The sequence below is a fragment of the Streptomyces sp. TSRI0281 genome (assembly GCF_001905125.1).
In the GTDB taxonomy this organism is placed as follows: domain Bacteria; phylum Actinomycetota; class Actinomycetes; order Streptomycetales; family Streptomycetaceae; genus Streptomyces.
In genome coordinates this window covers 241,958-264,134 of record NZ_LWLE01000035.1, presented here as the reverse complement: position 1 = coordinate 264,134, position 22,177 = coordinate 241,958, and the positions used below count along the sequence as shown (strand labels likewise).

Genomic DNA, 22,177 nt, shown 5'->3' with positions numbered 1-22,177 from the left:
ACGTATGTCTGCGATCGGTGGCATACCCATTCCAGGAGCGGCTGCTCCCGTACCTGTCCCCGGGCGGCGTGATCTGCCCCGCCCGCTCGCCACGGCACGCGTGCTGCTCCTCGTGCTGTTCGGTGCGACGGTCCTCGGCGGGCTCGGGCTCCTCGGCTCGGCCCTCGCCGTGGACGCGATGGGCGCGCAGATCCTCGGCGTCATGCTCTACGCCTCCGCTCCCGGCGTCCTGGGCCTGCTGCTCGCGCGGCACGTCAGGACCGGCGGAAAACGGGTGTGGTGGGGGCTGGTCGCCGTACAGGTGTGGCTGCTCCTCGGGGGCGTCGCCAACATCGGTGACGGTTCGGCGGACGGCTTCAGCCAGCTGCTCCTGCCGACGCTGATCCTCGTCCTCCTCCTGCGGCCGCAGAGCCGCGCGTGGTTCCTGCTGCCGTCGGGGGAGCGGGGGGAGAAGCCCAAGTTCTCGCTCCCGCACATGATCACCTGGCGTCGCGACCGGGGTCAGTCGGCCCTGGAGTACCTGGGCCTGGTGCTGATCGTCGTCGCGCTCATCGGGGCGATGACGGTGGGCGGCCTGGGCGGCCGTATCACCGAGGGCCTCCAGTCGGCGATCTGCTCGCTCACCGGTTCGGCCTGCCCGGTGTCCCCGGGCGGCGACGGCAGCGGCTCGGTCGAGGCGGGCGGCGGCAAGGACGGCGGCGCCACGGAGGGCGGCGCGACCGGGGGCGCGGACGGTGGTACGGACGGTGGTACGGAGGGCGGCTCGACCATCACGGGCGGCACCGGCTCCTCCGGCGGTACAGGCTCCTCCGGCGGTACAGGCTCCACGGGCGGTACCGGCTCCACGGGCGGTACAGGCTCCTCCGGCGGTACGGGGGGCAGCGGCGGCGCGGACGGCGGCTCGACCGGCGGCGACACGACCGGCGGTTCCACGGGCGGCGACACCACCGGCTCAACCGGCTCCACCGGCTCCGGCGGAGGCACCGGCGGCCCCGACGACGACGGCCGCCCCGGAACCGGCGAGGACACCTTCCCCGAGGCGGGCGAGGAGCCCGAGGCCGACTACGACCAGCCCGCGTCCGCCGAGGGTGAGGGCGAGAACGGCGGCGACGGCGGCAACAAGGCCGAGGAGAAAGAGGACTGCGGCGGCTGGGGCTTCTTCGGATGCGCCTGGGACCGCACGACCCAGGTCGTCAAGGGCGTGGCCGTCGACGGGATCTGGGGCGATGTCACCGGCATCGTCGACCTCTTCAAGCCCGAGACCTGGTCCGGGATCGCCGACTACGGCAGCCAGCTCGGCGACAAGTGGATGCAGGACTCCAAGGGCGCGGGCGACAAGTGGGACGACGGCGACTACCTCGGCGCGGTCTGGGACTGGACCAAGGCTTCCGGCAACACCGTGGGAACGGTCGGCGACACCGTTTTCGTCGGTGACGAGGTCCGCGAGCGCTGGAACAACGGCGAGAAGACCCGGGCCGTCACCGATGTCGTCTGGAACATCGGGTCCATGTTCATCCCCGGCTACGACGTGGCGAAGGTCGTCGGCAAGGTCGGGGTGCTCGGCAAGGTCGGCAAGGTCGCCGAGCAGGTGGCCGAAGCCGCGGGGGACGCGGGGGCTGCCGCACGCCGGGCCCGCAAGGCCCTCGAAGCCGGCGACATCGACGGGGTCCGCAAGGCGGCGAAGGAGGCCGACGACGCCGCGGACGCCGCCGAGGACGCCGCACGCAGGACCGGCTGTGTCATCGCGTCCGGGCCGCCGCTGGTGCGGTACGGAGGTTCCGGCGGCTCCGGAGGTTCCGGCGGCCCCACCGGGGTCGGCGGTTCCGGCATCGGTGTGCTGGCCTCCGGGTCCACCGGCCGGGTGATTCTCGCGGACGGTGGGTGCGACGAGGCGGCCAAGGCCAAGGCGAGGGAGGCCCGCGACCAGGAGCGGGCCGCCCACCTGGACCAGAAGCGGCTGGAGGAGCCGGAGCGGGCGCGCAAGGCCGAGCTGGACAAGAAGCAGTACCCCGAGGCCAACCGCAACGACACGTCCGACCCGCGCAACTACAACCCGCCGTCCTGGGCCGACGATCTGAAGGACCGCAAGCTCGGTGACGCGGACCTCGGCGACGGCTACTGGGCCAGCCGCGACCGCAACCCCGCGCCCAACTGGAAGAACGAGTCCTGGCTCCGCTACCAGGAGCAGGTCACCGGGACGAACCGCGGCCAGGAGTACGTCGTGCCGCACCCCAAGGACGGCAAGCCGGCCGTGGAGTACGACGGCTGGGACTCGGGCCGGCAGACCTTCCTGGAGGCCAAGAACGGCTACGGCAGCTACCTCTCGAAAACGGACAGCGGCACGCTCACCCCGTCCGGCAAGGACAAGTTCGTCACCGAGGCGCGGTCCCAGGTCGAGGCGTCCGGCGGCCGTGCCGTCGAATGGCACTTCTCCGACCCGGACGTGGCCAAGGCCGCCCGCAAGGCGTTCCGCGACGAAGGACTGCCGATCAAGGTCGTCTACAGCAAGCCGAAGGTGAACGACAGCACCAGGAAACCGGGTGCGTTCGACGAGTAGCCTGCACGGCGTGGCCCCCGGCCGGACCGGGGCCACGCCGACGGACGACGGTCGACGGAGGAAAAGCGGATGCGACGTGTAGTGCGGGGTTTCTGGGGGCCCAGGCCCGAGTCGGCCGAGGCGCTGGCCGGTCGCTGGAAACACACCCTCGACGAGCTCACGGCCCTGCTCCCCGAGGCCGGTTCACCGGCCGGGGCGGGCCTGACCGGTCCGTGGCGGCAGGTCCACGCGTCGGGGCCCGACACCGAACTCCCGGCGGACGAGGACGCGCTGCTCGCCGCCCTGCGCCTGGTGCGGACGGCCGACGACTGGTCCGACGTCACGGGCACCGGACTGCGGATCGCCCGCGGTGGCGGGTCCGGCTGGAAGGCGGAGATCAGCGGTCTGGCGGGCGGCGCGCCGGAGTTCCTGCTCCAGTCGCTCGTGATCGCCCTCCACGCGCCGGACGACGCGGAGGTCCCGGAGGCCGCGCTGCTCGCCGCCCTCGCCCGGGTGTGGGAGCCGGACTTCGGGGACGTGAGCGACGACGACGTGCTCGACGCCCTGGAGGACGACGCCGGCTTCTCCGTGGGGGACCCCGTGGTGGGCCGGGCCGGCTATCTCTCCCCGGGCCGCGCGGCCCTGGTGCCGGACGAGCTGAAGGCGGCCCGTGAGGAACTGCCGGGCGGCGGTGTGCTCCTGCGCATCGCGGCCCCCGGCGACACCGACGCGGTGGTCCGGGCCTACGAACGGCTGAGCGGGGCCGGGGCGCTGCGGCCGCTGCCGCGCCCGATGGACCGGGCCGCGCTGTGAGCGCCCGGACCGGTGAGCCGTTCGCGACGGAGCGGGCCGTGTCCGAGGTCGAGGACCTGCTCGGGGGCCCCGTACCGCCCACCGGGCCCACCGTGGGGGAGGGCGACCCGGACACCGGCGAGTGGACCGCCACCAGCGGTGCGGGCTTCCGGATCGTCCCGCTCTGGGAGGGCGACCCGCTGACCGGCGTGTACGCCCCCGAGTGGAACGACGCCGAGGAGGCCGCCGAGGCCCATCTCGCCGCACTCGTCACGGAGTTGGACGCCCGATGGGGTGCGCACCGGGCGGTGGCCATGCATGTGCCGCTCTTCCGGAAGCAGGAGGGCGCGCCGCTGCCCCCGCTGTTCGAGGCGCTGCTCGGACAGGACCTCTACGGCGACCTGACCGTCTGGGGGCCGGTGCCGGTGCCGGTGCCGGCTGCGGTGGCTGGACCGGTGGGTGCACCGGACCGCTGGATCGCGGTGTGTGTCGGGCACAGCGACGGGGACGCGCCGCTGGTGATGGCGGCCCTGGTCAGTGACCGGCCGGTCACGGAGCTGCCGGCGGGGGAGCGCTGACCGAACGGCGTACCGCGTCCGGACGGCCTATGCGTCCGGGTCCTCCGGGTACACCGCCTGGAGCTGGCCGCGTACGAAGCCGTCGAGGTCGTCCAGGCCCGCCGCCGCGAGGGTGTCGGGGCCGTCGGCCAGCAGATGCACGAGGGCGCCGTGCATCGCGAGGGTGACGGCGGCGGCCCGTTGCGGGGTGACGGGCAGTCCGGCGGCCCGTTGGGCCAGCTCCAGACCGGTGAAGTCGGAGGTGGCGATCGGGTCGAGGATCGTCGACAGCCACGGCTTGCGGGCCGCCTCGGCCTGGAGCTCCAGGTAGGCGAGCAGACGGGACCGGCCCGGCCCGGCGACGTTCTCCAGGAGCCCCCGGAACAGGGCCACCAGACCCTCGCGGTCGGTGGGCCCCGGTCCGGCGGCGGCCAGCCGCTCCGTGATCGCCCGGTACTGCTCCAGGCAGCGTTCGGCCACCGCGCGCAGCAGGGCGTCCCTGGTCGTGAAGTAGTTCTTGGTGGTGCCGTGCGGTACCTCCGCGGCCGAGTCGACGGCGCGGTGCGTCAGACCGCGACCGCCCGCGTCGGCCAGTACCTCGATCGCCGCGTCACGCAGCCGGTCCCGCCGGTCCGGATTCACCGTCGGTCCTCCTTCTCCTGGATGCCCTGCTCACAGGGGTGCCCCGCGCACAGGGGGCGCCTTGCCCCGCCAGGGTGCCTTGCTCACGCTACCCCAGCCGTGGTACCACAGGTGTGGTGATCTGATTCCGGGGCGGACGAGCTGAGGAGACCGGCATGACCGGAACGGCGGCGGTGGTCGGGGCGGGAGTCGGCGGACTGGCGACGGCGATCGGGCTGCGCCGCGCGGGGTGGGCGGTGTCGGTCGTCGAGCGGCGGGCGGAGCCGGCGCGCTACGGCACCGCATTCGGCATCCACCCCACCGCGCAGACCGCGCTCGACCGCCTGGGGGTGGCGGCGTTCCGCGGCCGGGCGGTGCCCTACCGGGGCGCGCGGATCCGTACCCCGGAGGGCAGGGTGATGGCGAGCCTCCCGCTGGAGCGGATCGAGCGGAAGGCCGGCTGCCCCGAACTGCTGATCTCGCGGCCGTATCTGATCGACGCTCTGCTCGCCGTGCTGGACGCCTTCGGGGACGTGCCGCTCACGTTCGGCGAGAACGTCGGTGATGTGGACGCGCTGGTGGCCGGGCACGACCTGGTGGTCGGGGCCGACGGAATCCGCAGCGCCGTGCGCACCGCGCGCTTCGGCGGGCGCAGCGGCCCGCGGAGCGTCGGGTCCGTCGCCTGGATCGGTACCGCCGACTTCGAGAGCGGTATTCACGGCGAGACCTGGGGCAGGGGCCGGTTCTTCGGGATGACCCCGGTCGAGCCGGGCCGCACCAACTGGTACGCCACGGTGCCCGAGGCCGTCACCGCCGAGGAGCTGCGCGGGTACTTCGAGGGCTGGCACGACCCCATCCCGCGCATCCTCGCCGAAACCGACCCGTCCCACCGGATCCGTTACGAGATGCGGCACCTGTCCCCCGCCCTGCCCACCTTCGTCCACGGCGGGAGCGTCGCGCTGGTCGGCGACGCGGCACACGCCATGACGCCCAACCTGGGCCAGGGCGCGTGCACGGCGATCCTCGACGCGGAGGCCCTGAGCCGGGCCGTCGCGGAACACGGCCCGACCGGTCTGCCCGCCGCCCTGCGCGCCTACGACGCGGAGCGCCGCCGCAGCGCCCAGCGGGTCGCCTTCGGCTCCCGCGGCCTGCACCGCTTCATGACCACCGGGCGCACCGGCCTGCGCGACGCGCTCGTCCGCATGATGCCGGGCTGAGGGGGCCGTGCGCGTACTGCCGGGCTGAGGTGACGTGCGTGCGCTGCCGGGCCGAGGTGACGTGCGTGCGCTGCCGGGCCAGGGAGCCGTGCGTGTGCTGCCGGGGTCGCGGGACTCGTCCGTACCCCGCCGGGGCCGGGGCAGGGGCCGTCGCCGCTCACAGCCGTGCCCGCTTCAACGCCATGTGCAGCAGCAGCCGGTCCTCGCCGTCGTTCAGGTCGAGTCCGGTGAGCTGCTGGACGCGGGAGAGGCGGTAGTACAGCGTCTGGCGGTGGACGCCCAGCTCCGCCGCCGTCCGGCTCGCCTGGCCCGCGCAGTCGAGGAACACCTCGGCGGTCCGGGCCAGCTCGGTGTGCGGCGGGGTCAGCAGAGTGGTCACCGCCGGGTCCGGGGCGGCGTCCGGGGTCCGGGGGAGTGCGGTCAGCAGGCGGTACGGGCCGATGGCCGCCCAGTCGGCGACCGGGCCGAAACGGGCCTCCGCCGTCGCCGCGCGGGCCGCCGACACCGCCTCGTGCCAGGAGTCGCCCAGCTCGGCCAGACCGCGGCGCGGGAGCGCGATCCCGGCCGTGGCGGCCGGGCCCGCGGCGGTCCGCAGCCGGTCCGCGGCGCTGGTGGCCGGATCCAGCTGACCGGCCGAGCGCAGCCGTACCAGGGCTGCCAGCGACAGGGCGCCCGCACCGGCGGGGGAGGCCACCGAGGCCAGCGCCGCGGCCGAGGGGACCGTACGTACCGAAGGGGTGTCGTCCTCCCACGGGGTCACGCACACCACGGTGTGCAGGCCGTCCGCGTCCGGTCCGAGGGCCTCGCGCAGGGCGGCCACCGCCATGTCGCGCTGCCAGCCGCGCCCGGCCGCCAGAACCGCGCCGAACTCCCGCGTCAGATCCGCTCCCGCCCGCGCCTCGTCGGAGAACAGGGCCCCGATCCGGGCCGCGACGTCCATCGCGGCGCCCAGCCGCTCGTCGGTCGGGGCGGGCTCGGCGTCGAGCAGCCAGACATAACCGAGCACGACACCCCGATGGCGTACCGGAAGGCAGATCCGGTCCCGGAACACCCCGGCCTCCGGGGCGGCCGGAATCCGGACCGGGCCGGTCGCCCGCGCGATGCCGAAGCCCTCGAACCAGGCCCGGACCGCCGGGGTGGAGCCCCGGGTCAGGATCGAGCGCGTCCGGACCGGGTCCATGGCCGTGTCGTCGTCGCTGTCGTGGGCACCGAAGGCGACCAGGCCGAAGTCCCGGTTCTCCAGGGTGGCGGGGGCGCCGAGCAGCGTGGAGATCTCGTCGACCAGTTCCTGGTAATCGCCCTTCACTCGCACATTCTCGCATCTCTTCAGACATATGTCTGAGGTCCCGGCCACAGATGCGTGACAGCTGTCGATGGCACACGATCGGAGGGATCCATAGATTTCACGGTGGTTCTCCGTGCCGTACCGGTTCGTTTTCCCTTCGTACCGCTACGGCCGTTCGTACGTACTTTCCGTGGAGGTGCCCCGTGCTGGGTCCCGTGATTCTCGCCGCGTCGCGCAGCGACCGCATGCGCCGGTTCGTCTCCGCCGCGCCCGGCACCAAGCAGGTCGTCGACCGCTTCATCGCCGGTGAGACCGTCGACCAGGTCGTCCCGATCATCCAGGACGCCGCGGGCAAGGGCCTTGAGGTCACCCTGGACGTCGTGGGCGAGGACATCACCACCGCCGGCCAGGCCGCCGCCGCCCGGGACGCGTACCTGGAGCTGGTCGGCCGCCTCAAGGAACTGGGCCTGGGCACCCGGGCCGAGATGTCCGTGAAGCTGTCGATGTTCGGCCAGGCGCTGGAAGGCGGCCACGAGCTGGCGCTCGCCAACGTCCGCCCGGTCGTCGAGGCCGCCGCCGAGATCGGCACCACGGTCACGCTGGACGCCGAGGACCACACCACCCTCGACTCGATGTTCGCCATCCACGAGGAGCTGCGGAAGGACTACCCGCAGACCGGCTGCGTGATCCAGTCCTACCTGTTCCGCACCGAGGACGACGCCCGCCGCCTGGCCGCCGCCGGCAGCCGCGTCCGTATCGTGAAGGGCGCCTACAAGGAGCCCGCCTCCGTCGCGTACCAGGACAAGGCCGAGATCGACCGGGCGTACGTCCGCATCGTCAGGATCCTCATGGAGGGCGAGGGCTACCCGATGATCGGGTCCCACGACCCGCGGCTCATCGCCATCAGCCAGGAGCTCGCCCGCAAGGCCGGGCGCAAACTGGACGAGTACGAGTTCCAGATGCTGTACGGCATCCGCAGCGAGGAGCACATCCGGCTCGCGGCCGAGGGCCACCGGATGCGCGTCTACACGGCGTACGGCACCGACTGGTACGGATACTTCATGCGCCGCCTCGCGGAGAAGCCGGCCAACCTGCTGTTCTTCGCCCGCTCCATCATCACCAAGGGCTGACCCCCGCCCCGGCCGACCCCCACCCCGCCCAACCAAGGAGACAAGGCACTCATGGACGCTGTGACCCAGGTCCCCGCGCCGGTCAACGAGCCGGTCCGCTCCTACGCCCCGGGCTCCCCGGAGCGCGCCCGCCTCGAAGTGAAGCTCAAGGAGCTCGCCGAGAACCCGATCGACCTGCCGATGACCATCGGCGGCGAGAAGCGGATGGGTGGCGGCGAGCGCTTCGACGTCGTGCAGCCGCACAACCACCGGGCCGTCATCGGTACGTTCGCCGGGGCCACCGAGCAGGACGCGCAGGACGCGATCGACGCCGCGCTGGCCGCCGCCCCGGCGTGGCGCGCGATGGCGTTCGACGACCGCGCCGCGATCATCCTGCGCGCCGCCGAGCTGCTGTCGGGCCCCTGGCGCGAGACGCTGGCCGCCTCGACCATGCTCGGCCAGTCCAAGACCGCCCAGCAGGCCGAGATCGACACCCCCTGCGAGCTCGTCGACTTCTGGCGCTTCAACGTGCACTACGCGCGCCAGATCCTCGCCGAGCAGCCCCCGGCCAACTCGCCCGGCGTGTGGAACCGCATGGACCACCGCCCGCTGGAGGGCTTCGTCTACGCGATCACGCCGTTCAACTTCACGGCCATCGCGGGCAACCTCCCCACCGCCCCCGCCCTCATGGGCAACGTCGTGGTGTGGAAGCCGTCCCCGACGCAGACCCACGCCGCCGTGCTGCTGATGCAGCTGCTGGAGGAGGCCGGTCTGCCCAAGGGCGTCATCAACCTGGTGACCGGCGACGGCATCGCCGTCTCCGAGGTGGCCCTGAACCACCGGGACCTGGCCGGTATCCACTTCACCGGTTCGACCCCGACCTTCCAGCACCTGTGGAAGACGGTCGGCAACAACATCGCCAACTACCGGACGTACCCGCGTCTGGTCGGCGAGACCGGCGGCAAGGACTTCGTCGTCGCACACCCCAGCGCCGACCGCGCCGTGCTGAAGACCGCGCTGACGCGTGGCTCCTTCGAGTACCAGGGCCAGAAGTGCTCGGCCTCCTCGCGGGCGTACGTTCCGGCCTCCATCTGGAACTCCGGTTTCCAGGAGGAGTTCGCGGCCGAGGTCGACGGCATCAGGATGGGTGACGTCACCGACCTGACGAACTTCATCGGCGCCGTCATCGACGAGCGTTCGTTCGCCAAGAACAAGGCCGCGATCGACCGCGCGAAGTCCGACCCGACGTGCACGGTCGTCGCGGGCGGCACGTACGACGACTCCGTCGGCTACTTCGTCCGACCGACGGTCATCGCCTGCACCGACCCGGCCAACGAGGTCTTCACGACCGAGTACTTCGGCCCGATCCTCGCGATCCACGTGTACGAGGACGAGAAGTACGACGCCATGCTGGAGCAGATGGAGTCGGCCTCCGACTACGCGCTGACCGGTGCGGTCATCTCCAACGACCGTGCGGCGGCCGCGTACACGATGGAGAAGCTGCGGTACGCCGCGGGCAACTTCTACATCAACGACAAGTCGACCGGCGCCGTCGTCGGCCAGCAGCCCTTCGGCGGCGGCCGTGCCTCGGGCACCAACGACAAGGCCGGCGCCCCGCAGAACCTGCAGCGCTGGACGCTGACCCGCGCCATCAAGGAGACGCTGGTCCCGCCGACCGACTACACCTACCCCCACCAGGGCTGACCCCCTCCCGGGGCGTCGCAGCACGGCGCCCCGGGCCCAGAGTCCCGCCTCCCGACCGGCCCCCCTGCCGGCCGGGGGGCGGTTTCCATGTCCGGGTCCGTCACCGGCCGGTGCTCGGGTCCGTCACGGGCCGGTGCTCGGTTCTGGCACGGGCCGGTGTCCGGGTCCGTCCGGCTCAGATCTCCACCATCACCTGGTCCAGTGACTTGCGGACCAGGTCCGGCACCTCGCAGTCCTCCGCCGGATAGCCCACCGGGATCACCGCGAACGCCTTCTCGTTCTCCGGCCGGTCCAGGACCTCGCGCAGGAAGCGCATCGGGCTCGGGGTGTGGATCAGGGCCGACAGCCCCGACAGATGCAGGGCCGACAGCAGCATGCCGACCGCGATGCCGACGGACTCGTCGACGTAGTAGTGCTTGCGCTTCGTGCCGTCCTCGCCCAGCCAGTACCGCTGCTGGAACACCACGATCAGGCCCGGGGCGTCCGTCATATGGGCCTTCACGGCGTCGGTTCCCAGCGGGCGCAGCGCCGCCAGCCACTCCTCGCCGAGCCTGCCGTCGTAGCTGATCTTCTCCTCGTGCTCGGCCGCCTCCCGGATGCGGCGCCGCACCTCGGGGTCCTTGACCAGGACGAAGGTCCACGGCTGCTGATGGGCTCCGGAAGGTGCGGTCGCCGCGCAGGCGACGGCGTCCCGCAGCACCTGCTCGGGCACCGGGTCGGTGGAGAACCGGCGTACGGTCCTGCGTCCGTCCATCCGGTGCCGCAGTCGGGCGGCCCGGTCCAGGGACTCCTCGGCGGACATCCGCTCGGGGAGGTAGGGGACCGATCGGTACGGGTCGCCGTGGACCGGGGTCCACCGCTGGGGTGCGTCAGTCGTGTTCTCGGGCATGGCGGCAGTGTGCGGCCCGCGCCCGCCCCGCGAACAGAGGGCCTTCGGACAACGGCGTGCCGCCCGTCCCGGTCAGTGTCCGGTCACCGGGCCCGCGAAGGGCCTTCCGGGTAACGCGTTCTTGCGGGTTAGGTAATGGGCATGTCAAATTCCTTACTCGGTACGTCCCCACGCGTCACCCGAGAAGGAGCACCCCATGAGACGCACCACCCGTGCCCGCGTCGGCGTTTCCCTTCTGCTCGTCATCGGCACCCTCGGCCTCGGCGCAACTCCCTCCGGGGCGGCGCCCGTTCCGGAGCCCACCCCCACCGCACTGCCCGCCCCCACCCCCGCCGCGTACGCCCTGGACGCCGCCCTGGAGCAGCGGCTCGGGGCCGCAAGCGCCGGGAGCTACCTCGACCGGAAGACCGGTGACCTCGTCGTCACCGTCACCACCGACCGTGCCGCCGAACAGGCCGGGGCCGCCGGGGCCACCGTGCGCCGGGTGGCGCGCAGCGCCGCGCAACTGGGCGCCGCGATGGACACCCTGGAGGCCGAGGCGAAGATCACCGGTACCTCCTGGGGCGTCGACCCCCGGACCAACCAGGTCGCCGTGGAGGCCGATCAGTCGGTCTCCGCGCGGGACCTGGCCCGGCTCGAAGCCGTCGCCGACCGGCTGGACGGTGCTGTACGCATCACCAGGGTGCCCGGCGTCTTCCACCGCGAGGTGCTGGGCGGCGGCGCCATCTACGGTGGTGGAAGCCGGTGTTCGGCCGCCTTCAACGTCACCAAGGGCGGCGCCCGGTACTTCGTCACCGCCGGGCACTGCACCAACATCTCCGCCAACTGGTCGGCCACCTCCGGAGGGCCGGTCGTCGGGGTCCGGGAGGGCACCAGCTTCCCGACCAACGACTACGGCATCGTCCGGTACACCGACGGCTCATCGCCCGCCGGGGACGTCGACCTCTACAACGGCGGCTCCCAGGACATCAGCTCGGCCGCCGACGCCGTCGTGGGCCAGACCCTCAGCAAGAGCGGCTCCACCACCAAGGTGACCAGCGGCACCGTCACGGCCGTCAACGTCACCGTCAACTACGGCGACGGGCCCGTCTACAACATGGTCCGCACCACCGCCTGCTCCGCGGGCGGCGACAGCGGCGGCGCCCACTTCGCCGGGTCCGTCGCCCTCGGCATCCACTCGGGCAGCTCCGGCTGCACCGGCACCAGCGGCTCCGCCATCCACCAGCCGGTCAAGGAAGCCCTGGCCGCCTACGGAGTGACCGTGTACTGACCGTCCCCACCCCCGGACCGCTCGGTCCTCCTGTGCCCGCCCCGGGTCACGCCGCCCGGGGCGGGCAGCTCACGCCCAGCAGTGCACTGCCACGTCGGCAGGGCGGGCGGCTCACGCCCAGCGGTCCACTGCCACGCCGCCCGGGGCGGCAGCTCACGCCCAGCCGTGCACGATCAGCGAAAGCCCCGTCGTGAAGCCGCCGCCCAGCAGCACCAGATAGCGCCCGTAGTGCCTGCGGTGGCGCCGCATCAGCAGCCCGAACGCGGCGAACCCGAACCCCACCGACAGCGTCCGCGCACCACGCGCCGTCGCGGAGGCGGCGGCCCAGTCACCGGCCGGCACTCCGGCGCGCCCCGCCTCGGCTCCGTACACCTTGAACGGGATGCCGTTCCACGGCTGCTGCCGCACCGCCGAGGCGCCCTCCAGCGCCAGCCCTCGACGGACCTCCGCCCGCATCCGGTCGGTGGTCAGCGGCGCGGGCAACTGCACCCCCGCCGAAGCCAGTTGCAGGGCGAGCAGCCCGCCCGCCACGCTCCCCGCCAGTGCCCCCAGCGACATCTTCCACGCCGCACGCGGCACCGCCACACACACCACCCCGAGCAGCAGCTCCGGCATCAGCGGCCAGCTCAGCGCCTCCGCCAGCGCCCAGACGAAGGCCAGCGGCACACCCCACCGGGAGGTCACGACCGACGCCACCCGGCGGCGCGCCGCCGAGTCCCCGAGCGGTTCGGCGACCGTACGGGAGTGCAGCGCCACCACCGCGTCGCGCGCCCCGGCCGGGGTGACCGCCGAGGGCAGCGGCTCCCCGATCGTCACCCGTACCAGGGCCGAGCGCAGCCGCCCGTGCTTGGGCAGCAGCCGGTCCGTACCCGCGATGCCGACCGGCACCACCGGCACCCCCGCCCGCTCGGCCAGGACCAGCGCACCGCGGTGGAAGGAGCCCAGCTCGCCGTCCTTGCCCCGGGTGCCCTCGGGGAACAGCACCACCGCCCGGCCCGCCCGCAGTTCGTCCGCCATCGACAGCAGATCGTCCATGCCGCCCCCGCCGCGCCGCACCGGGAACCCGGCCGCGAGCCTGCGGCAGATCCGGCGCCGCCACGGCGAGGCGAACCAGTAGTCCGCCGCCGCCCCGATCACCGGGGTGTGCCGGGCGTCCAGCGCCGCGAGGAGCGCCGCCGTGTCGGCGTGCGAGGAGTGGTTGGCGACGACGACACAGCCGCCGCGCGGCAGCCGCCCGCGCCGCTCCACCCCACCGGTCAGGCTCAGCACCGCCCACCACAGACCGCGGCGCAGCGTCGCGGCGAAGCGGGAGCGTGCCGGGAGGTCCAGCCGGCCGGGGGTGGGCGTGGGCAGCGGGGTCGTCATCACGTCATCACCATCGCCAGGAGAAGGGCCACCAGCAGGGAGTCGATCCGGTCGAGGAGGCCGCCGAACCCGGGCAGCCAGCTGCCCGCGTCCTTCACCCCCGACTCGCGCTTGACCATCGACTCGATCAGGTCACCGAGGACACAGCCGCCGAGCACCGCGGCCCACAGCGCCACCGAGAACGCCCCGAGCACCAGCAGGAGCAGCGCCGTCGCGAGGGCCGCGCCCAGCACCCCCGCCCAGGTCTTGTTCGGGGAGAGCGGGGAGAGCCGCCGGGCGAGCGGGCCCCGGCGGCCCAGCGCCGTACCGCCGCACCAGGCACCGACGTCACCGAGCGCCACCGCCAGGCCGACCGCCACCCCCGTCTCGCCCAGCGTCACCAGACCCGTCAGCGCGACCGGAATCCACAGCAGCCCGAAGGCCGTCCGGGCCCCGCGGGTGAAGCCTCGGGCGTCGTCACCCGACAGCACCGGGGGCAGCGCCGCCGCGAGCAGCAGCAGGGCCGCCGCCCGCATGTCCAGGACCTCCGGCGCCAGCCACGCGAGGGCCGGCACGAGGACCGCCGCCGCGACCAGCACCGCGTGGTCGCCCCGCGTCAGCCCGGCCATCCGGACGAACTCGGTCACCGCGACCGCCCCGAGCCCGGCGGCCAGCACGAACGTGCCTCCGCCGCCCAGGAAGTACGCCCCCAGGAAGACCGGCGCGACCAGTGCCCAGGTCCGCCACCGCTTGCGCAGCTCGGCCCGCATCCGGACCTTCGACGGCAGTACGGCGACGGCCACGCCGCCCGCCCCCAGCACCCCCGCGACCAGCGGTACGGCTCGCGCCGCCGCCTCCTCGGCGATCAGTACGGCGCTCATGCCAGCTCCCGCCACAGCCGGGCCAGCCGGAGCGCGGCGGTGAGCAGCGAACCGGCGGCGATCACGATCAGTACGGGGACGGCCCAGCCGCTCGCCGCCGCGACCACGACCAGCAGACAGCGTTCGGTCTTGCCGACCGGGCCGCCGTTGTGGCGGGGCGCACCGGCCGCGGCGCCCGCCAGCGACACCCAGGACGGCAGCGTCGCCGCGAGCGCGGCCACCGCCACCAGCCACAGCGGGGCGAGCGCCAGGAACCCGGCGAGCACGACCAGGTCGGCCGCCCGGTCGCCCAGTTCGTTGAGGACCGCGCCGCGCCGGGTGGTCCGGCCGGTGTCGCGGGCCAGCGCCCCGTCGAGGTTGGCGAAGGCGAGCCGCGCCGCGAGCAGTACGGCGACCGGGAGCGCGGCGGGTCCGGCGGGCAGCCAGGCCAGCGCGGCGGCTCCACCGGCCGCCGCGGCCACGCCCGCCGCGGTGAGGGTGTCGGGCGACACCTCACGGCGGACGAGACGGGCACGGACACCGGCGAGCCGGTTCGCGTACCAGGGCTTGAGAGCGTAGAGGCCGTTCATGGAGGCAACTCTCGTGCGACGCACACCCTTTCGACACGGCCCGGGTACTCAAATGCATACTGAGTACCGGGTGAGGGCCCCGCCTGGGACCCTGGGTACATGACCGAACCGGCGACCCTGCACCTCGCCCACACCTATGAGCTGACCCCGCCGGCCCTCGCCGGGATCCGCGACCTCCTGGACGCCGCGTTCGACGGGGACTTCTCGGACGGCGACTGGGATCACACCCTGGGCGGCGTCCACGCCTATGTGCGCGACGGCAGCGGACTCCTCCTCGCCCACGGCAGCGTGATCCAGCGGCGGGTGGTCCACGCGGGGCGTTCGTACCGCGTCGGCTACGTCGAGGGCGTGGCCGTCCGCGCCGAGCACCGCAGGCAGGGACTCGGCGGACGCGTGATGGCCGCACTGGAACGGGTCATCGACGGGGCGTACGCCTTCGGGGCGCTGTCCGCGTCCGACGCGGGGGCCGCGCTCTATGTGTCGCGGGGCTGGGAGCCGTGGCCGGGCCGGCTCGCCGCGCAGGGGGCCGGCGGCATCGAGCCGCTGCCCGACGAGGAGGGCAGCACCTATGTACGCGGCACGCTGCCCGCCCGGTCCGGGACGCTGGTCTTCGACTGGCGCGACGGGGACGTGCTGTGAGGCGCGGTGGGTGTCACTCAGCCACCCGGATCAGCATCTTGCCGGTGTTCTCGCCGCGCAGCATGCCGAGGAAGCCGTCCACCGTCCGCTCGAAACCGTCCACGACCGTCACCTCGGGGGCGATCAGCCCGCTCCGCAGGTGCGGGACCAGAAGATCCTCCAACTCGCCCTGGACATCGCGGTAGTCGCGCACCATCACCCCTTCCAGCCGCAGGCTCTTGCCCACCACGTCGAACAGGTTGCGCGGCGCGGCGGGCGGGTTGTGCGCCGAGTGGTACTGGGAGATGGCACCGACCCAGGCGATCCGCCCGCGGTCGCGCAGCACGGAGATCGCGCCCTCCAGGTGCTCCCCGCCGACGTTGTCGACGTACGCGTCGATTCCGTCCGGTGCCGCCTTCGCCAGCAGTTCGCCGACGGGACCGTCGTGGTAGTCGAAGGCCGCGTCGAAGCCGAGGTCCCCGGTGAGCCGGGCGACCTTCGCGGCCGAGCCCGCGCTGCCGATGATCCGTCCGGCGCCGAGCAGCCGGGCGATCCGTCCCACGGCCGTGCCGACACCGCCCGCCGCCGCCGAGACGAAGAGGTCCTGGCCCGCACGGAGTTCCAGGGTCCGGGTGAGCGCGACATAGGCGGTGAGCCCGGTCCCGCCGAGGAGGGAGAGATGGGCGGCGAGCGGCACCCCGTCGTACGAGGAAATCCTGCGGGTGCCGTTCGTCCCGGGGGTGACCAGGGCGTGGGTCCGCCAGCCGTCGCGGTGGTGGACCAGGTCGCCCTCGGAAAGCTCCGGGGTGCGGGAGGCGGTCACCCGGCCGATGACGCGGCCCTCCAACGGGGTGCCCAGCTCCCAGCCGCCGTCCATCTCCTCGCGGTGGTACGGGTCCACGGAGAGATAGAGGCTCTCCACCAGGGCCTGCCCCGGTCCCGGTTCCGGCACGGGGGACTCGACGACGGAGAAGAGGTCCGCGGTCGGGAAGCCGTGCGGCCGGGCGGTGAGGTGGAAGGTGCGGGCGATGCGGGGAGTGCGGGCGGTGGCAGCGGTGCTGGTGGTGCGGGCGGTGCTGGTGGTGCTGGTGGTCCCGGGGGTGCGGGCGGTGCTGGTGGTCCCGGTGGTGCGGGCGTTCCCGGGGGTGCTGGTGGTGCGTGTCGTCGTCATGCCGATGACCGTAGGAAGGAATCCCGGGACCCGGCAGGGGGTTGCTTCGATGGAACGGCTCTTTCCATGAGCGGCTCTCATAGACCCAGGTGGACGCAGCGATGACCGACCTCGCCCCGCACGAACTGCGGATACTCGCCGCCGTGGCCGACGCCCGCAGCTTCTCCGGCGCGGCAGCGGGCCTGGGCATGACACAGTCCGCCGTCTCGCACTCCGTGCGCACCAGCGAGCGCAAGATCGGCGCCCTGCTCTTCGACCGCGGCCGACAGGGCGCCAGGCCCACCGCCGCCGGTGAGTCCGCGGTCGCCCACGCCCGGCGCATTCTGCGGCTGCTCGACCTGATGGGCGCCGAGGCGCGGGGCATCGCCGCCGGGCCGGCGGGATCCGCCACGGTGTCCGGGCCGCTGCGGATCGCGGCCTTCCGCAGCGCCGCGCTCCATCTGCTGCCGCCCGCGCTGGAACGTCTCACCGCCCGTCACCCCGGCATCGAGCCGGTGGTGCGGATGGTGCGCGAGGTGGGGCCGGGCACCGCGGGAGAGGTTCTGGAGGGTCGGGCCGATCTGGGCATCGCGACGATCGGGACCGGTTCTCCCGTGCCGAAGGAGCTGGTCGGGGGAGTGCTGCTGGAGGAGGAGTACGCGCTGGTGCATCCGGCGGGTCATCCCGCGCCGCGTTCGCTGCCGCTGGTCGACTGGTGGGAGAACTGCACCTCGTACACCCGCGACTGGTGGGCGGCGCAGGAGTGGATCCCGCAGGCGACGGTGGAGGCCGAGGACGACGGAGCGGTGCTCTCGATGGTGTCGCGTGGTCTCGGTATGGCGATCATGCCCGGACTGTCCCTCTATGGAGCACCCGACGGAATCGAGATCACCGCTCTCGGACCGGAGCGTCCCACGCGGTCGATCGGCTATGTCACCACCCCTGAGCAGGCACGATCTCTCGCCGTGCGGGCGCTGATCCGTGAACTGCGCGCCGAACGCCGAGGAGGGGCCGTCTCAGATAGTAGGAAGTCCGAGTAATGGTGGAGACAGAGCGGGCCGACTGTCCTAGCTTTGTAGGAGCCGAACGACTCGCTCGATCCAGCGACTGGTGGTCGTGAGCGCGCGCCACGAAGCAGGCAACCCCTGCGGCGACGCTCCCCGCCCCTTCCGGCACCTCGAAATCCCGCTCTTGACTGTCGGCATCCGGATTCCCCGGAACCCGGTCCCGGCATCCACGCGATCTCAAGGAGTCGATCCATCATGGCCGAGACGACTGTCCGCCGCCGCGTCCGTCACACCCCCCGCCCGACCGAGTCGGAGCGCCGGAACGCCGCCGCCGCCCTGCAGCGCGCACTGGACCGCAGGGACAACGGCGGTTCCACGGGCCACTGAGCCCACACCGGAACCGGCCCGGTCCGGACCGGGCCCGATCCCGGGCTCAGCGCCCCCGGGCGATCTCGAAGTGGTCGATGCGCTCGCCCGACTCGGCGAGTGCGGTGACCTTCATCCGGGCGTGCCGGCCCGGCAGCACCTCCACCGCCAGGAACGAGAAGCCGGTGTAACGCACCCGGGACCACTCCACGGTCTCGGCCGCCTTCCCGCCGCCCTTCGCCACGTGGTACGTCTCGACGCTGTCCAGGTCCTTGACGTGTCCCTCGTAGCTGTCCGGCGCCGGGAAGTCGTACAGCGCCTTGCCCGCGCCGCCCGCCGTGACGTACACGATGCCGTCCCGCGTCGGGTCGGTGCGCTCACCGATCGGCACCGGGCGCGTGACCGCGTTCCGCAGGATCGCGTCGGTGCGCTCGTAGACGTGGTTGTGCCCGTTGATGACCAGGTCCACCTGGTGCTTCTCGAAGAGCGGCACCCAGGCGTCGCGCACCCCGCCGTCCGAAGCGTGCGCGTTCGTGGTGGAGAAGGCGCAGTGGTGGAAGAAGACCACCAGGAAGTCGATGTCGTGGCGGGCCCGCAGTTCGCCCAGCCGCCGGTCCAGCCACCGCGTCTGGCCGCCCCCGCTGATCCCGAAGTTGGCGGGGATCTCGTACGACACGTCGTTGGCGTCGAGGGCGATCACGCCCACGTTGCCGTGGACGAAGGAGTACGCGCCCGGCTGGTTCACCGGGTCCGGGCCGTTGTCCGGCAGGGTCCAGCGGGCGTTCTGGCCGCCGTACCCGTCCGGCGAGTACCACGCCTCCATATCGTGGTTCCCGGTCGTCACCATCCACGGCACGGTCTTGGCGACGGTCTCCGTCTGCGCCAGGAACTGGTCCCAGGTGCGCGCGTCGTAGGAGTCCGTCTCCCGGCCGGAGCCCGACGGGTCGGCGTAGCAGATGTCGCCCGCGTGCAGGTGGAAGGCCGGGTTCTGGCCCAGGATCAGCTGGTCGTTGCCGAGCGCGTGGTAGCTGACGCCCTGGTCGCCGAAGGCGGTGAAGGTGAAGGACTCGGCGTGTGCGGGCGCGGTGGTGAAGGTGCCGAGCGTGCCGAGGTTGCGGGTGTCGGCCGGGTCGAAGCCGTCGTGGCCGACGCCGTAGTAGTACGTCGTCCCGGGCCGCAGCCGGTCCAGGCTCGCGTGGACGTAGAACTGCTCGGCGGTCGCGATCTTCCCGCCGTTCAGCTCGGGCGTGGTGAGGTGACGGACCTCGGCGTCGATCCGGCGGCTCAGCGCCCACGGCTTCGCGCCGATGCGGAGGTACGGGCGCCGCACGGCGAACGGGACCTGCCAGGAGACGGCCATCCGCGTCCGCGGGTCCGCCCCGTACGCGAGGTGCCGGCCGAACGGCGCGACCAGTGAGCCGTCCACCTGGGTGGAGGTGCGGCGCGAGGTGATCACCGAGGGGGCGGCGTAGGCGGGAGAGGCGGCGCCCGCCCCCGCGGCCAGTCCGGCTCCGGTGACGGCCGCGGTCGCCACGCTCGTACGCAGCACGCCGCGCCGGGTGAGACGGGTGCGCAGATAGTCGTGCTGTTCCGCCATGCTCATGCGGCCGGCGAGCTTCTCGGGGATTCCGAAGCGAGGGATGTCCATGACCGAAAAGATCCACCGGCGGGCTGACCGCCTACCAGTAAGTAGGTGAACGGTACACGTACAGCTCCCCATGTGTCCGTATAGTGGACGGTGGATGTCATGGGATGGGACGCATGGTTAGGCTGCCGTTATGTCTCGCAGCATCAATCTCGCAGTGATCCCCGGTGACGGAATCGGCCAGGAAGTCGTGGCCCAGGGCCTCAAGGTCCTCAACGCTGTCCTCCCGCAGGATGTGAAGCTGGAGACCAAGGAGTACGACCTTGGCGCCCAGCGCTGGCACCGCACCGGTGAAACCCTCCCGGACGCGGAGCTGGAGGCGCTCAAGAGCCACGACGCCATCCTGCTCGGCGCGATCGGTGACCCGTCCGTGCCCTCCGGTGTCCTGGAACGCGGGCTGCTGCTGAAGCTGCGCTTCGCCTTCGACCACTTCATCAACCTGCGGCCGTCGAAGCTGTTCCCGAACACCGCGACCCCGCTGGCCGGCCGCCCGGACATCGACTTCGTCGTTGTCCGCGAGGGCACCGAAGGCCCGTACACGGGCAACGGCGGCTCGCTGCGCACCGGCACCCCGGCCGAGGTCGCCACCGAGGTCAGCGTGAACACGGCATACGGTGTCGAGCGCGTCGTCCGCGACGCCTTCGAGCGGGCGAACGCCCGTCCGCGCAAGAAGCTGACGCTGGTCCACAAGAACAACGTCCTCGTCTACGCCGGTCACCTGTGGAAGAACACCTTCGACCGGGTCGCGACCGAGTACCCCGAGGTCAGCACCGACTATCTGCACGTCGACGCCGCGACGATCTTCTTCGTCACCCAGCCGGAGCGCTTCGACGTCATCGTCACCGACAACCTCTTCGGTGACATCCTCACCGACCTCGCCGCAGCCGTGACCGGCGGCATCGGCCTGGCCGCGTCCGGCAACATCAACCCGACGGGCACCTTCCCGTCGATGTTCGAGCCGGTCCACGGCTCTGCCCCCGACATCGCGGGCCAGGGCAAGGCCGACCCGACCGCCACGATCCTCTCCGTCGCCCTCCTGCTGCGCCACCTCGGCTACGAGACCCAGGCCGCGCGCATCGAGGACGCCGTCTCCGCCGACCTCGCGGAGCGCGACGGGGGCAGCACGCGTACCACCGACGAGATCGGTGACGCGCTCGCGGTACGAGTAGCGAGCTGACCCGACGACTCCACTTCGAAGCCGCCGGGTCGCAACCGCACCCGGCGGCTTCACCTGTGCGGCCTCCGGATGCCACCATCGACCCCTGGACCGCATTCGCGCCATTTCGTCCACGGCCACCCGCGAGCGATAATCGAACGCGGGGCCGTGGCTTGCGGTAAAGCTCGGACGTCCTAGGACCTGACCGGAAACCGCCGGGCAGAGACGGGGCGTGAGCGCGGTCCATCACACACAAGACCGGTGAAGGACACGCACTCATGACGACGCCCACGATCGAGCTCAAGCCCTCCTCGAACCCGCTGTCCGACGCGGAGCGCGAGGCGATCCTGGTCAGCCCCGGATTCGGCCGCCACTTCACCGACAACATGGTGACCATCAGGTGGACCGAGGGCCGCGGCTGGCACGACGCCCAGCTCGTCCCCTACGGCCCGCTGTCGATGGATCCGGCCAATATGACCCTGCACTACGCGCAGGAGATCTTCGAGGGCCTCAAGGCGTACCGCCAGGCCGACGGTTCGGTCGCCACCTTCCGCCCCGAGGCCAACGCCGAGCGCTTCCAGCGCTCCGCCGCCCGCCTCGCCATGCCGCAGCTGCCGGTCGAGACGTTCATCGAGGCGTGCGACGTCCTGGTCCAGCAGGACAAGGCATGGGTCCCGGCGCACGGCGGTGAGGAGTCCCTCTACCTGCGCCCGTTCATGATCGCGGCCGAGGTCGGCCTCGGCGTGAAGCCCGCCAACGAGTACCTCTTCCTGGTCATCGCCTCGCCCGCGGGCGCCTACTTCCCCGGCGGCGTCAAGCCCGTCTCGATCTGGCTCTCGGAGAACCGCGTCCGCGCCGTCCCCGGCGGCATGGGCGACGCCAAGACCGGCGGCAACTACGCCGCGTCCCTCCTCGCCCAGGCCGAGGCCGCCGCCCAGGGCTGTGACCAGGTCGCCTACCTCGACGCCGTGGAGCACAAGTGGGTCGAGGAGCTCGGCGGGATGAACCTCTACTTCGTGTACGGGCAGGAGGACGGTTCGAAGCGGATCGTCACCCCGGCCCTGACCGGCTCCCTGCTCGCCGGTGTCACCCGCGACTCGCTCCTCAAGGTCGCCCGTGACCTCGGTTACGCGTCCGAGGAGGGCCGCGTCTCCATCGACCAGTGGCGCGACGACACCGCCAACGGCACCCTCGCCGAGGTCTTCGCCTGCGGCACCGCCGCCGTCATCACACCCGTCGGCATCGTCAAGTCCGCGGGCGGCGACTGGACCCAGGGCGACGGCACGCCCGGCGAGGTCACGCTGAAGCTGCGCGAGCGCCTGCTCGACATCCAGCGCGGAGTGGTCGAGGACACCCACGGCTGGATGCACCCGCTCGGCTAGGGGTCCGGCTCCTCACTCGTACCACCAAGGCCGCGCCCGGCTCTCCGCCGGGCGCGGCTTTTTTCGTGTCCGCCTTCTT

At 72.6% G+C, this 22,177-nt stretch carries 20 protein-coding genes; 12 read left to right on the top strand and 8 right to left on the bottom strand.

Features of this window, described 5'->3' with window-relative positions:
* The first annotated feature begins 4 nt into the window (after positions 1–4).
* The 3 genes from A6A29_RS35845 to A6A29_RS35835 all read left to right on the top strand — a co-directional run bounded on the left by A6A29_RS35845 (position 5) and on the right by A6A29_RS35835 (position 3,906).
* Positions 5–2,557 carry a Tox-REase-5 domain-containing protein gene (locus tag A6A29_RS35845; protein ID WP_073727036.1) on the top strand — a complete coding sequence of 851 codons (2,553 nt, stop codon included), beginning with the start codon at positions 5–7 and terminating at the stop codon, positions 2,555–2,557.
* Positions 2,558–2,626: 69 nt separating this feature from the next.
* Entirely contained in the window at positions 2,627–3,349 is a 723-nt protein-coding gene (locus A6A29_RS35840) for a hypothetical protein (RefSeq protein WP_073727035.1), read from the top strand.
* Positions 3,346–3,906: a hypothetical protein gene (locus tag A6A29_RS35835; protein WP_073727034.1), complete on the top strand. Its 561-nt coding sequence runs from the start codon at positions 3,346–3,348 to the stop codon at positions 3,904–3,906. The genes A6A29_RS35840 and A6A29_RS35835 overlap by 4 nt, the downstream gene beginning before the upstream one ends.
* Positions 3,907–3,933: 27 nt before the next feature.
* Here the strand turns inward: A6A29_RS35835 and A6A29_RS35830 are convergent, their stop codons facing one another.
* A complete protein-coding gene (locus A6A29_RS35830) occupies positions 3,934–4,527 on the bottom strand; it encodes a TetR/AcrR family transcriptional regulator (RefSeq protein ID WP_073727033.1) in 594 nt (197 codons plus the stop codon).
* 155 nt (positions 4,528–4,682) lie between these two features.
* Here A6A29_RS35830 and A6A29_RS35825 point away from each other — a divergent pair, with 155 nt between their 5' ends.
* On the top strand, positions 4,683–5,723 hold the full coding sequence (locus tag A6A29_RS35825) for an FAD-dependent oxidoreductase (RefSeq protein ID WP_073727032.1): 1,041 nt from the start codon (positions 4,683–4,685) through the stop codon (positions 5,721–5,723).
* A 157-nt stretch (positions 5,724–5,880) separates the two neighbouring features.
* On the opposite strand, the gene A6A29_RS35820 is transcribed toward A6A29_RS35825, so the two are convergent.
* A complete protein-coding gene (locus A6A29_RS35820) occupies positions 5,881–7,029 on the bottom strand; it encodes a PucR family transcriptional regulator (RefSeq protein WP_073727030.1) in 1,149 nt (382 codons plus the stop codon).
* A 182-nt stretch (positions 7,030–7,211) separates the two neighbouring features.
* Here A6A29_RS35820 and A6A29_RS35815 point away from each other — a divergent pair, with 182 nt between their 5' ends.
* Together A6A29_RS35815 and pruA are read left to right on the top strand one after the other, a co-directional pair.
* On the top strand, positions 7,212–8,138 hold the full coding sequence (locus tag A6A29_RS35815) for a proline dehydrogenase family protein (protein WP_073727028.1): 927 nt from the start codon (positions 7,212–7,214) through the stop codon (positions 8,136–8,138).
* A 51-nt stretch (positions 8,139–8,189) separates the two neighbouring features.
* Entirely contained in the window at positions 8,190–9,821 is a 1,632-nt protein-coding gene (gene pruA, locus A6A29_RS35810) for an L-glutamate gamma-semialdehyde dehydrogenase (RefSeq protein WP_073727026.1), read from the top strand.
* Between the two features lie 175 nt (positions 9,822–9,996).
* On the opposite strand, the gene A6A29_RS35805 is transcribed toward pruA, so the two are convergent.
* Positions 9,997–10,710 (bottom strand): nitroreductase family protein, encoded by a 714-nt coding sequence (locus A6A29_RS35805; RefSeq protein WP_073727024.1) that lies wholly within the window; start codon positions 10,708–10,710, stop codon positions 9,997–9,999.
* 196 nt (positions 10,711–10,906) lie between these two features.
* Between A6A29_RS35805 and A6A29_RS35800 the strand changes: the two genes are divergently transcribed.
* Positions 10,907–11,980 carry a S1 family peptidase gene (locus A6A29_RS35800; RefSeq protein WP_073727022.1) on the top strand — a complete coding sequence of 358 codons (1,074 nt, stop codon included), beginning with the start codon at positions 10,907–10,909 and terminating at the stop codon, positions 11,978–11,980.
* A 153-nt stretch (positions 11,981–12,133) separates the two neighbouring features.
* On the opposite strand, the gene A6A29_RS35795 is transcribed toward A6A29_RS35800, so the two are convergent.
* The 3 genes from A6A29_RS35795 to A6A29_RS35785 are packed head-to-tail and all read right to left on the bottom strand — an operon-like array spanning position 12,134 to position 14,774.
* Positions 12,134–13,345 (bottom strand): lysophospholipid acyltransferase family protein, encoded by a 1,212-nt coding sequence (locus A6A29_RS35795; protein WP_073727020.1) that lies wholly within the window; start codon positions 13,343–13,345, stop codon positions 12,134–12,136.
* The gene (locus A6A29_RS35790; protein ID WP_073727018.1) at positions 13,345–14,205 is read right to left on the bottom strand and encodes a phosphatidate cytidylyltransferase; all 861 of its coding nucleotides are present in this window, start codon (positions 14,203–14,205) and stop codon (positions 13,345–13,347) included. The genes A6A29_RS35795 and A6A29_RS35790 overlap by 1 nt, the downstream gene beginning before the upstream one ends.
* Positions 14,202–14,774 carry a CDP-alcohol phosphatidyltransferase family protein gene (locus A6A29_RS35785; RefSeq protein WP_073727016.1) on the bottom strand — a complete coding sequence of 191 codons (573 nt, stop codon included), beginning with the start codon at positions 14,772–14,774 and terminating at the stop codon, positions 14,202–14,204. The genes A6A29_RS35790 and A6A29_RS35785 overlap by 4 nt, the downstream gene beginning before the upstream one ends.
* Before the next feature lie 99 nt (positions 14,775–14,873).
* Here A6A29_RS35785 and A6A29_RS35780 point away from each other — a divergent pair, with 99 nt between their 5' ends.
* Positions 14,874–15,413 (top strand): GNAT family N-acetyltransferase, encoded by a 540-nt coding sequence (locus A6A29_RS35780; RefSeq protein WP_073727014.1) that lies wholly within the window; start codon positions 14,874–14,876, stop codon positions 15,411–15,413.
* A gap of 13 nt (positions 15,414–15,426) precedes the next feature.
* On the opposite strand, the gene A6A29_RS35775 is transcribed toward A6A29_RS35780, so the two are convergent.
* The gene (locus A6A29_RS35775; protein WP_079183159.1) at positions 15,427–16,563 is read right to left on the bottom strand and encodes an NADP-dependent oxidoreductase; all 1,137 of its coding nucleotides are present in this window, start codon (positions 16,561–16,563) and stop codon (positions 15,427–15,429) included.
* Between the two features lie 101 nt (positions 16,564–16,664).
* Here A6A29_RS35775 and A6A29_RS35765 point away from each other — a divergent pair, with 101 nt between their 5' ends.
* Both A6A29_RS35765 and A6A29_RS47710 read left to right on the top strand, forming a co-directional pair.
* Positions 16,665–17,582 carry a LysR family transcriptional regulator gene (locus A6A29_RS35765; RefSeq protein ID WP_073727012.1) on the top strand — a complete coding sequence of 306 codons (918 nt, stop codon included), beginning with the start codon at positions 16,665–16,667 and terminating at the stop codon, positions 17,580–17,582.
* Positions 17,583–17,804: 222 nt separating this feature from the next.
* Positions 17,805–17,936, top strand: coding sequence for a hypothetical protein (locus A6A29_RS47710; RefSeq protein WP_266802537.1), 132 nt, complete (start codon positions 17,805–17,807; stop codon positions 17,934–17,936).
* A gap of 46 nt (positions 17,937–17,982) precedes the next feature.
* Here the strand turns inward: A6A29_RS47710 and A6A29_RS35760 are convergent, their stop codons facing one another.
* Positions 17,983–19,563 (bottom strand): purple acid phosphatase family protein, encoded by a 1,581-nt coding sequence (locus tag A6A29_RS35760; protein ID WP_073727010.1) that lies wholly within the window; start codon positions 19,561–19,563, stop codon positions 17,983–17,985.
* 130 nt (positions 19,564–19,693) lie between these two features.
* On the opposite strand from A6A29_RS35760, the gene A6A29_RS35755 reads away from it, so the two are divergent.
* On the top strand, positions 19,694–20,737 hold the full coding sequence (locus A6A29_RS35755; RefSeq protein ID WP_073727008.1) for a 3-isopropylmalate dehydrogenase: 1,044 nt from the start codon (positions 19,694–19,696) through the stop codon (positions 20,735–20,737).
* A gap of 257 nt (positions 20,738–20,994) precedes the next feature.
* On the top strand, positions 20,995–22,098 hold the full coding sequence (locus A6A29_RS35750; RefSeq protein ID WP_073727006.1) for a branched-chain amino acid aminotransferase: 1,104 nt from the start codon (positions 20,995–20,997) through the stop codon (positions 22,096–22,098).
* Positions 22,099–22,177: the final 79 nt, after the last annotated feature.